Source organism: Marinomonas sp. SBI8L, from assembly GCF_001624705.1.
Classification (GTDB): Bacteria; Pseudomonadota; Gammaproteobacteria; order Pseudomonadales; family Marinomonadaceae; genus Marinomonas.
The window spans coordinates 72,321-84,100 of the sequence record NZ_JSEO01000017.1 but is presented as its reverse complement, the minus strand read 5'-3'; the positions used below and the strand labels follow the sequence as shown (position 1 = coordinate 84,100).

The 11,780-nt window shown below is 39.1% G+C and carries 7 protein-coding genes; all 7 read left to right on the top strand.

What is annotated here, in order from left to right; translation table 11 throughout:
• Position 1: 1 nt before the first annotated feature.
• Positions 2 to 1,111, top strand: a complete 1,110-nt coding sequence (locus tag OA91_RS21080) for a DUF1513 domain-containing protein (RefSeq protein WP_063339728.1) — start codon at positions 2 to 4, stop codon at positions 1,109 to 1,111.
• A gap of 194 nt (positions 1,112 to 1,305) precedes the next feature.
• Positions 1,306 to 3,591 carry a bifunctional diguanylate cyclase/phosphodiesterase gene (locus tag OA91_RS21075; protein WP_063339727.1) on the top strand — a complete coding sequence of 762 codons (2,286 nt, stop codon included), beginning with the start codon at positions 1,306 to 1,308 and terminating at the stop codon, positions 3,589 to 3,591.
• A 736-nt stretch (positions 3,592 to 4,327) separates the two neighbouring features.
• Positions 4,328 to 6,709 (top strand): hypothetical protein, encoded by a 2,382-nt coding sequence (locus tag OA91_RS21070; protein ID WP_063339726.1) that lies wholly within the window; start codon positions 4,328 to 4,330, stop codon positions 6,707 to 6,709.
• A 32-nt stretch (positions 6,710 to 6,741) separates the two neighbouring features.
• A complete protein-coding gene (locus OA91_RS21065) occupies positions 6,742 to 8,058 on the top strand; it encodes an OmpP1/FadL family transporter (protein WP_063339725.1) in 1,317 nt (438 codons plus the stop codon).
• A 447-nt stretch (positions 8,059 to 8,505) separates the two neighbouring features.
• A complete protein-coding gene (locus tag OA91_RS21060) occupies positions 8,506 to 9,789 on the top strand; it encodes an OmpP1/FadL family transporter (protein ID WP_063339724.1) in 1,284 nt (427 codons plus the stop codon).
• Positions 9,790 to 10,055: 266 nt separating this feature from the next.
• Positions 10,056 to 11,141, top strand: a complete 1,086-nt coding sequence (locus OA91_RS21055) for a TRAP transporter substrate-binding protein (protein ID WP_063339723.1) — start codon at positions 10,056 to 10,058, stop codon at positions 11,139 to 11,141.
• An 84-nt stretch (positions 11,142 to 11,225) separates the two neighbouring features.
• Positions 11,226 to 11,765, top strand: a complete 540-nt coding sequence (locus OA91_RS21050; RefSeq protein ID WP_063339722.1) for a TRAP transporter small permease subunit — start codon at positions 11,226 to 11,228, stop codon at positions 11,763 to 11,765.
• Positions 11,766 to 11,780: the final 15 nt, after the last annotated feature.

Sequence of the window (11,780 nt, the reverse complement as noted above, 5' to 3'; positions counted from 1 at the left end):
GGTGTTAACTAGACGTCAAGTATTAACACGAGGAGCAGCCCTTTCTGGGCTCTCTTCATGGAAAGTATTAGCAGGTAATGACTCAAGTAAGAAAATGTTATTTGCTTCTGCTTTTAGTCTTAATCAAGATCAGCACTTTTTTTCAGTCTTCGACCAAGAAGGAAAGATAAAGTGGCAGCAAGCGCTACCAGAAAGAGCTCACGCTCCAATTGTTCATCCAAATAAATCTATCATTGCGGTTGTCGCACGACGACCTGGTTTTTATATCGATCTATACGATGTTGATAGCGGTAAACGTTTAAGTAGAATTACACCTGAGACGGATCACCATTTTTATGGGCATGGTTTATTCTCTCCAGATGGCCTGTTTCTTATTACCCAAGAAAATCACTACCCAAGTGGTCAGGGAAAAATATTTATTAGGTCAGTTGCGACGGGTGAAATCGTTAATCAGTTTTCAAGTTATGGTATTGGACCACATGAATCATGCCTGCTTGATAGTGATACGCTTGTTGTTGCTAACGGTGGATTACAAACCCACCCAGATAACGACAGAAGAATCCTCAATTTAGAGACAATGCAAGCAAGCCTATGTTTTATCTCATTGAAAACTGGAAACTTGATAAACAAGCTGACTTTAAATGAGGAGCTTCATCAACTAAGCATTCGTCACCTAGATATAAATAAAGAAGGAAGCGTTGCGGTAGGTTTCCAATATCAAGGTGATAAATGGGATGATGTCCCTTTAGTTGCAGTCGCTGATATTAACTCTGATCAGTTTCAATTCTTGCCTCTCCCTCAAGATATAAACCGCCGCCTTAAACATTATTGCGGTAGTGTAGCCTATGACGCCTCTGGTGAAACTTTGGCTATCTCCTCACCAAGGGGCGATCTAGTCGTCTATTGGCAAGCAAGCTCTTGGAAGTATCTTACATATCATAATTTTCAAGATGTGTGCGGACTTTCCCCTAGCCAGAACCCAAATGAGTTTTTAATTACCACAGGTAAAGGAAAACGCATTTTTGTGAATCCCATTACAAATGACAAGCTAGCGCTGGCTCGTATGCCGAAATGGAAATGGGATAATCACCTACATAAACTTAGGGTCTAATGATATAAGTGGTGAACAGATGTTCAAAAAACATTCAACTTTTACATAAAATTTGTTCTTCTCTCTTTTTAAGCATCTGATTTTTAGATATTTTTGCAAAATACAAGCAGACCTGTAATATTAAGGTTTGCTATATCTATGTTTCAAAGTTAAGGTTTTTATACCTGTTCCACGCTGTACCTAAAAGTTGATTGATGTTGATAAGTTTTTTAAAAGATTTTTTTTTAATTAAAGAAGAGCAGCTTGCTCTGCATGATAAGGATACTTTTCGTAAAAGTGCGTTACGTATTCTTCTCGTCGCAGCCTTGAGCTTTGCCTCTTGCATTACGCTCTTTTCGGGGATAGAAACTTGGCATAATGAGGGTCCATTACTCGTTATTTTGAATATCAGTTTTATTCTACTCACTCTCTACCTCCTCAAAGCCAGCAAACATTATTCAAGTAAACTTTCAGCTACCTTTATCATTTCTCTTCTTACCTTTTCACTACTGACTATTCCTTTTATTAAAGACGATCAAACGCTCACCTATGGCCTTATGTTTTTGTACAGCATTCCCATACTTGCTCGTTTATTTTTTGGTGTTAAAGCGTCTTTACTTGCCATGGCATTCAACTTTATTACTTATGCCTATATAGTGACTGACTTTGGAGCAAAGCTACCTTTCGCTGGAGAAAATGTTTTAGTCTTTAACTCCCATATTCATTTTCACACTGCTGTATTTATCTTTATTAATATTGCTATACCACTCGCCATCTCTCGTATTTTTTACACTTTAGAAGCGAATGCAAAGCAAATGGAAAAGCTAAATCATAAGATTTTCCGTAACAATGAACTCTACGAAGAAATTTTTGAGCATACAGGTACTGCAACCTTATTATGCAATCGAAATGGACAAATATTAAAAGCTAACCAAAAAGCAACCAGCTTGCTTGGCTTTGAAGATAGCAACCAACTCGAAGAAACCTTTATAAATCGTTGGTTATCACCAATAGGTAAGTCGAGTGAAAAATATTTTTGGCAATCAAACGCCAGCAATTGCCAGTTAAGGTCTGATGAAAGCATTCACTTCGAGCTCCATAGATCAAACCTGACAACCCATGGCTATTACGTCATGCACCTACAGAATGTGACTCATCTCAAAGCAATGCGAAAGGTTCTGAACCATACGCAAGAGAAGAACTCTCGTTTAGCTAAATATGACGCTCTAACGCAACTTCCTAATCATGCTAATTTTTGCCAACTAGTAAATGAGAAAATAACAAAAGGCCAGGAGCATAAAACAGGGGCAATGTTTATTATCCGCATTAGCCAGTTCAAGCTGTTAAATAAACAGTTTGGACAACAAAGAGCCAACCAAGTCATTGTTAGCTTTGCCCGAAAATTACAAGAAAATCTCTCAGATAAGACAATTACAGGCCGATTAAGAGGCGTGAAATTTGCCTGCTTTATCCCTATTGGGCACACCTATTTAATACAACGAAATTTATCTGCCCTTGTTCAATCTGTTTTACCAACTCAATTAAAGTTAAACGGTGAAGCTATCAATTTGGAATACCATGTTGGTATTAGCTATACACCTGCTGACGGCAAAAGTGCACAAGAGTTAATAGAGCATTGTGAGATGGCATTAGAAAATGCCACCAGTGCAGACAGGCTCGCATATTATAATCACACTCGAGAGTCTAATCTGATTGAAGAGTACCAACTTGGTACTTTATTAAGTGAAGCGATTAAACGTAACGATATACATTTGTGGCTACAGCCACAGGTTTCAGCAGACGGCACCATAGTTTCTTTTGAAGCTCTTGCAAGATGGCAATTGGAAAATGGTAAACACATATCACCTATGGTGTTTATCCGTATTGCAGAGAATTTAGGACTACTGCCTAAGCTTGCTGAAAACTTGCTGAGGGAACTTGTTTCTTTATTAGCTTCTTGGCATCAAGAACATATCAAGACTCCTGTAGCCATTAACCTTGCAGGCCAAGAGTTAATGGATGACACCTTCTTTGCCTTACTTATGTCTTTAAGTGCTGATTATGCTTGGTTAAGCGAAATGCTTGAGCTTGAGATTACAGAAACCAGTAGTGTGATGACAAACCAACTTATTCATAAGCGCCTAAGGACTTTATCTCAATATGGTTTCTCAATTGCCATAGATGACTTTGGTACAGGCCAGGCCTCTTTAGGCCAATTGATTGACATTCCTGCCAACATTTTGAAAATTGACCGTCGCTTTGTTGCCCCTCTTCCTTCTGATCAAAGACACCTTGATATTGTCAAATCAACAATAGAAATGGCCAAGTCTCTTAATATGAAAGTCGTAGCTGAAGGCATAGAAACGAAAGAGCAAGCAACCCTGCTTGGTTCACTTGGCTGTAACACTCTTCAAGGCTATTACTTTGGAAAACCGACACCAATGCAAGAATGGACTAACAATGATAACGAAAAAGCGAAGCAGCTTCGTATGGTGTTTTAAGGATTAAAGACACTTACTAAGCCCTTACTCATCTTAAAGCATCAACTAAATTTGGATAGCTAAAAAACAATTATTGATTCCTCTCATTTATCGAAGAATTCTTCCTACTGTTTCTATATAGCAAGCATAAAACAAATCCTTTTTAGATTTTTATATCTAGTAATTTATCAATTCACCAGCTTATTCAAGCAGGGCTAAATAGAAGCTTTTTTAAACAAATTTCCAGCTAATTTATCTATAGTCGCATCAAAGTTACGATGGCATTTAAACCTAAAATTGATTTTTACGTACAACTAATACATCTACCATCCTAAATATTATAAAGTCGAATATACCTTCCCTGATTGTAAAAGAAGCCATTTCACTACTTACTTACTTCATTCGGTCAAAATTTTAATGGCATTTTTCCTTTAATTAAATGTACGTTCAATTAAGTCTTGTTACACGCCTTCTAAATGTATCTTTATGTTAAAAACCTATAAAAAATTCTTATATTTCAGTAATAAAATAATTTTAGTAAATTCTAATTTAGATTAACACATTGATTACATTAGCTTTAATTTTCATAAGGCAATAAATTTTAAAATTTTGAAATATGGATTTTTCTGCATTTTTTTATTTACCAACATACCTAAAAAGACATATCTTGATCGATAACAAATAACTAAACCAAATATCAAATAGATGTTAAAACGTTATTTCACTCAGCCATAACAATAAAAATGTGAGATCAGATATGAACAAAGCCCTCTTCGCCACTCTTCTCAGCAGTAGTGTATTCATTGCTGGTTGTAATGAGTCAATCGATTCAACCGACAGCAGTGATGTTGCTAGCCCTATCGTTAGTTTTGCTCCTTTAGCAACTACCGCAGTCTTATCAACCCCAAACGACTTATTATTAGACACTAACTCAGCAAGCAGTACATTTGGTCGCTTAAACAATATAACGGGACAAAATACAGCAGATGTATACGCAGCAACTGCGCAGTTAGACGGTTGGGGGCTAGGTACACCTTTTACTATCCAGATTGAATTACCTGATAGTGCAATTCATCAAACCACACTTGATAGTGCTTCAGTCAAACAAGCTGGCGCTGTTTATATTTTTAAGTGTAAAAGTGCGACATCAGTAATTTTAGGAACCTGTGACGATAGCTTGACTGATATCACCCAGCTAACTTATGGAACTGATTATTCCTTAAGCACCAGTGATGACGGTATAGTTGTTACGCCTCTCAAACCATTTGAAGCTAATACTGGTTACTTTCTGGGAGTAAGTGCACTTGTTAAAGACAGCTTTGGGCAAACTGTTACCCGGTCATCTACATTTAACACCTATAGTGAAGGAACGGGCGCAGCTAGCGCAACAGAAATATCATTAAACACTTTACTAGCTGGTACTAATACACTCATTGCGGGGTTCACAACACTTAATGCATCTGATGTGATGTATTCGGCAACTTGGACAACACAAGATGTTGAGTCAACAGCACAAGCTGTAATGGATAAAATAGTCACAGATGCAGGGACAATTACAGGCCTAACAAATACAGGCTTTACAGTCAGAGACATTTTAGCTGCTAACTATGGCACAACCTTTGATGACGCTTCTCAAGCTGCTTTCATCACTCAAAACACCTTGTATTATAAAGGCACTTTAGATATCCCTTATTACCTGCCTTATCCTGGTTATCCGACAATAAATACATCTTTAACCTGCAGTTTCAGCACCTTATGCGGTAATTGGAAAAACGCTTCTGGTCAGTCACCTTGGAAAGGTTCAACTGCTTTTGCGACACCTGTAGAAACGGTCGACAATACAAGCGCAGCGTATGACGCAACAACTGCAGCACTATCTCCAAACAGCATTAGTGTTCAGCTCCTTGTGCCTAATACAACTTTAATGAATGCCCTCAATTTAACTGAAGTTAAAGTTGCTCAGTACATACATGGAATTACTGCCGTTAAAGAAAATGCATTTCTCTTATCACCTTCAATGGCTGCGGTTGGATTTGCACTCATATCAATAGATCACCCTTTACATGGCAGTCGCTCATTAGATACCACGGGAGATGGCGTTTATGAGTTTACCGCGACTTCAACCAGCTATGGCGCTAAATATGCAAACGGTAATTCGGCTGTTTTTGCAAACCTATCTAGTCTTTTAACTGCTCGCGATAATTTAAGACAGGCCGCAAGTGATCAGTTAGCCTTACGCTGGGCAATTAGCAATACAGATTTAACCTCTACTAATGCTGCTATCAACACCTCAGAAGTTAGCCTAGTGGGAATCTCACTTGGCTCCATGATTGGTACTGTGGCACAAGCTATGTCAGAAATTCGTGATGATGCTGATAATGCATTTAACTTCAGCGCTTCAGCGTTGACTGTTGGTGGAACTCAAGTTGGCCCTATTATGGGCTACTCTAAGTCGTTTGGCCCTATTGTAAAAGAAGCACTCGTTTCAACAACTTCATTTTCTGGTGGTGTTGCCGAAGCACTAGGTTATACAACCAACGAAGCTTTAATCCTACAAGCAGCCTCTGGCGACACCTATGGTAGTGCCGCTCAAACAGCCATTGGCATGACGGCTGCTCAAGCACAAGCGTCTTTAGGGGCAACAGAAGCACAAGCTTCTGCTGAATTTAAAGCTATGATAGATCTTGGCTACCCAGGCTTCTTAAGTGCCTTCATTAATGGAGCACAAGTGGTTGTTGATTCAGGCGATGCCCTAATCTGGTCGACAAAAACAACCACAACCCCTACGCTAGCGACCCAAGTTATTGGTAATGGGAGTACCAATTTAAGTGACCAAACAGTACCCAATGATGTTATTAGTGATGGCTTTCCAATTGCAGGAACACTGGGTTGGTTAAACACCCTTAATTTGACTAAACAATCCACCAGCACCACAGGCACTGGTTTACGCCTTTATACTAACTTCCTCGTCGGCAAACATACCTCTGCTGTAGATCCAAACCATGAAGCAGGAGTAACTGAAAGCGCAACTGCCGCAGCCGCTGCCACAACAGAAATGCAAGCAGAAATTGCAAGCTTCCTATCCAGTAAAGGTGCGACTCTCACCATATCCGATGCCACAGGCACAGTGATTGAATAATGGCCAACTATAAAAATAATAAGGATTCTACTATGTTCAAATACACCAAATTAGTTGCCAGTATGACGATTGCTAGCGCAACAATCTTAGCGCAAAACCTTCAAGCAGCAGGCTTTTCACTCAATGACCAAAGTGCGACCGCATCAGGTAACGCCCTTGCTGGAGCAGCTGCAAGTAATGCTGATATTTCATATAGTTATTGGAACCCAGCGCTTTTAACCAATGCAACTGAGACAAGTTTATATATTTCAGGTGCGTTAATCGTGCCAACTATGGATGTCACGGTTAACTCTGCCCAAGATCCAAACAATAACGACATGACTGCCACTGCAACAGATACTGGTGATGTTGTGGATACCACACTTGTCCCTTCTATTTATCTAGCGGTACCAGTAAGCGATAAAACGGTGTTAGGTGTATCGCTTAATGTGCCTTTTGGATTATCTGGTGATTACGATGATGGATGGGCTGGTCGATACCACTCTGCAGAGTCATCTATCCAAGATATTTCACTTGCTTTTAGTGCTGCACATAAATTTTCAGACTGGTTCTCTCTTGGTGCAAGCTTTCAAGTGCACAGCGCTGAAGTTCAATTAGATGCAGAAACAACGGACTTCGCAGCCGGAGGAAGCGTTAATGGTGACGGTTATGGGTCACTTAAAGGAGATGACATTGCCTATGCATACTCTGTAGGCTTTACCTTGAATCCGACTGATAGTACTCGTATTGGTGTAGGGTATCGAAGTGAAGTAGAGCTAGTAGCAGATGGAGAAGCTAAATATACTAATATAGGAAACACCTTAAAAGCACTAGGTGTTGATAATGCAGGATTACAATCCGAAAACACTTTACCTTCTGTTTTATCTTTTGGTCTAGAACAAGATTTAACAGATAAGCTTACATTCGGAGCTTCTGCAATCTTAACTGGTTGGTCCTCTATGCAAGAGCTACGCATCGAATTTGAACCGGGTGCAGATAATAATACTCAACCAGATTCAGTCTTAACTTTTGGATTTGAGGATCAATGGTTTTACTCTGTAGGCCTAACTTATGATTACTCAGATAATCTCGTTTTAAGAACAGGTTATGCCATAGACTATTCTCCAGTAACAGATCAATATCGCTCTGCAAGAACACCAGACGGAGATCGCCAGTGGCTGGCATTTGGTGGGACGTACCAATACTCTGACACAACGCAAATTATTGCTTCTTATAGCTATATCCTAATTGATGACGTCACTGTGAATAGAGATGGAAACTTAGCGGAAGATGCTTCAAGAGGCTCTTTCAATGCTGATTATGAATCAAATGCACATGTGGTTTCTATTGCCCTAAACACATCTTTTTAACAGCTTTAGTAAAATTATAACCTGCTTTTATCTAGTTGGATAAGAGATGTAGATTAAACATTATTACTTTCATCCCCGCTATGTGCGGGGATTTTTTTTAGCTTTCACATCGTGAAATCAATTGATGAATTTTAGCATGATTTATAATTAAAAACGCCGATTTCATATTTATTTTAATGCCTCAAAAGAATAAAGTATCACCCTCTGAATAGCTTACAGTAATATCTTGAACAAGTTTTGAACGTTTTTGTTGGTCTTTTTGACCTTTTATGACGTTGTTATGGGTTTCTTAATACTAAATACTGAGTCTGCCTTGATTCTTATCCATTTAGTCTTTTATGAGTAACTTCATAGTTTTCATGAGATTTATGTAAGCGTAATAAGGAAAGGATTGCTGAATTACCGCAGAGTAATCGCAAGCATAAAAATAATAATGAGGAATTTACTATGTTCAAGAAAACCAAACTTGTTGCTGGAATAACCCTTGCAACAGCGACTTTAATCTCTCAACAAATCTCTGCAGCTGGCTTTGCGGTAAACGAACAAAGTGCAACAGCATCAGGTACAGCGCTCGCTGGTAATGCTGCAAGTGATACGGATATCTCATTCAGTTATTGGAACCCTGCTTTGTTTGCCAATGCAACTGAAACGACCTTATATATTAATGGGTCTTATGTTTCGCCAAGTGCAGATATCACTAATGTATCTGGTAATGGCTTTACTGCTGCTGCTGATAACATCAACAGCTCAGAACCTGTTGATGACGCGATTATTCCATCGATATATTTAGCTATTCCAGTTAGTGAAAAGACCGTATTAGGTGTATCTCTTAACGTACCATATGCTCTTAAAAGCGAATATGATGAAGATTGGTCTGGTAGATACCACGCAACCAATACTGAACTACAAGATATATCTCTTTCCTTTAGTGCAGCACATAGAGTTAATGACTGGGTAGATATTGGTGCAAGTATTCAACTACACAGCACATCTATGACTCTTGATGCAGCTGTATCAGATTTTAATGGAACCTCAGGAGATGGACAAGGCAACTTGGAAGTGGATGATAGCTTATCTTATGGCTATTCTTTGGGCGTTGCCCTAGAACCACAAAAGGGCACAAGAGTAGGCATTGGGTATCGTAGCGAAGTCGATGTAAATCAAACAGGTAATGCTACCTATACAGATTTAAGTGCCAACGCTACTGGTGCAGGTATTGTTGATACAACTATTTCTGCGAACAACACATTACCTTCATTATTAACATTTAGTGTTGAACAAGATTTAACTGAAGACCTTACATTAGGTTTAACAGCTATGCGTACTGGCTGGAGTTCGATACAAGAACTTAGAATTGACTTTGACAGTACTCAATCTGATTCGGTATTAACTCTTAACTACGACGATGTTTGGTTTTATTCTGTTGGCTTAACCTATGATTATTCTGAAGATCTTGTTCTAAGAACAGGTTACGCTATCGACAACTCGCCTTCTGATTCCGAGAATTTATCTCCTAGAGCGCCAGGCAGTGATAGACAGTGGATATCTTTTGGTGGAACTTATGATGTAACTGAAGAAACACAAATTATGTTCTCATACATTCGCCTAACATCTGATGAAGTAACTGTTTCTAAAGAAGCTACTGGTGAAAACCAATATAGAGGTTCTTTTTCAGGAGATTACGACATTAGTGCTAACATCTTTGCATTGGCGGTTAACACCACTTTCTAACGAAAGCGCCTTACAAAGAATACTATTTAAAACCCAGCTTCGGCTGGGTTTTTGCTTTTAAGGAACAAAGTTAAAATTCATTCATCACTTTAAACTCTTCAGCTTTTAAAACACAAAAACTACGTATTAATACTGAGTTTAATCTCAGTAATCTCCCTCTCAAGTTACGTATTCTTGCCAATTTATTTTGATCACTCCCTAAGCGATAGTGTTATTGCTTTTGTAATACCAGCAAACAATAAACATATTGCAGGACAATAAAAATAATGAAAAATTTCAAATATAAAACCCTCATTGCAACAACCGCAGTACTTGCGAGTGCTTTCACAATGCCAAGCTTTGCAGCTGATAGAGTTTACAAACTTAAGCTAGCTGAAACTTGGTCTGCAAACTTCCCTATCTTCGGGGACGCACCAAGAAACATGGCTCGTATCGCTGAAGAGATGTCAGGTGGCCGTTTAAAAATCACTATAGACTCTTCAAACAAACACAAAGCAGCCTTTGGTATTTTTGACATGGTTCGTTCTGGTCAATACGACATGGGACACTCTGCGTCTTACTACTGGAAAGGGAAGGTACCTAACACACTTTATTTCACAACCATGCCATTCGGTATGATCACTCCTGAGCAATATGGTTGGTTCTACTACGGTGGTGGTATGAGCTTAATGCAAGATGTTTATAAGCCATTTGGCTTACTATCATTCCCAGGTGGTAACACTGGTAACCAAATGGGTGGTTGGTTCCAAAAGGAAATCAATTCTGTTGAAGACTTAAAAGGTCTTAAAATGCGTATTCCAGGCTTTGCTGGTGAAGTCATGGCTAAATTGGGCGCTAAACCAACTAACATAGCATCTGGCGAGCTTTACACTGCACTAGAACGTCGTACTATCGATGCGCTTGAGTGGGTAGGTCCATCTCTAGATCTACGCATGGGTTTCCACAAAATTGCACCTTATTACTATACAGGTTGGCATGAGCCAAGTACTGAACTTCAATTCTTAGTGAATCAGCGTACTTGGAAAAAGTTGCCTGACGACCTAAGAGAAATTCTACGTACCGCAATGAAAGTATCTGCCTATGACATGTACATTCAGTCATACCATGAAAGTGGTGAAAACTGGGCAACAATGAAAACCGAATATCCAAATGTAGAAGTGAAAACCTTCCCGAAAGATGTTCTCAATGCTATGCGTAAAGCAAACCAAGAATTACTTGATGAGAAAGCAGCAGCTGACCCATTAGCAAAAGAAATTCTTGAATCTCAAGCGGCATATCTGAAAAAAGCACGTGTTTGGACCAATATTTCCGACCGCGCATATCTTGATGGCTTAGACGACACAGCCAACTAGAATCAACCGCTTTAAGGACTAGAATAAAGAAGTTTTATTCTAGTCCTCTCTCCTTTTAGCATTAACCTAAATCCAGGTGCATCTATGTTTTTACTTAATCTTGAACGAGTGATATCTCGTTATAGCATATTACTTGGCAAGCTCTCTGCCCTGCTATTCATCTTATTGCTACTAAACGTATTTTACGATGTGTTAATGCGCTACGTTTTTAATGACGTATCGATTGGCATGCAAGAGTTAGAATGGCACTTGTACGCTGCTATTTTTCTTTTAGGTATCCCCTATGGCCTCGCAACGGGCGGCCATGTAAGAGTCGACTTATTTTACGAGCGCTTATCAATTAAAGGTAAAGCTTGGATAGATCTTTTCGGCTGCCTTTTTTTACTTATCCCTTTCGCCACACTCGTCGCTTATTACGGTGTTGGTTTTGCAACAGAAGCCTTTAAATTAGGTGAAACAAGTGGAGATCCAGGCGGCCTACCTTATCGCTGGATAATCAAAGCTGTTATTCCTTTCGCTTTCTTTTCTATTGCCATCAGCGGTATTGGCATGTTGCTAAGGTGCATTAATGCAATTCGAGGCTTGAGTAAAACAGGGTTTGACCACGATCCAATCCAGCACTAACAACAAAGCTCATTT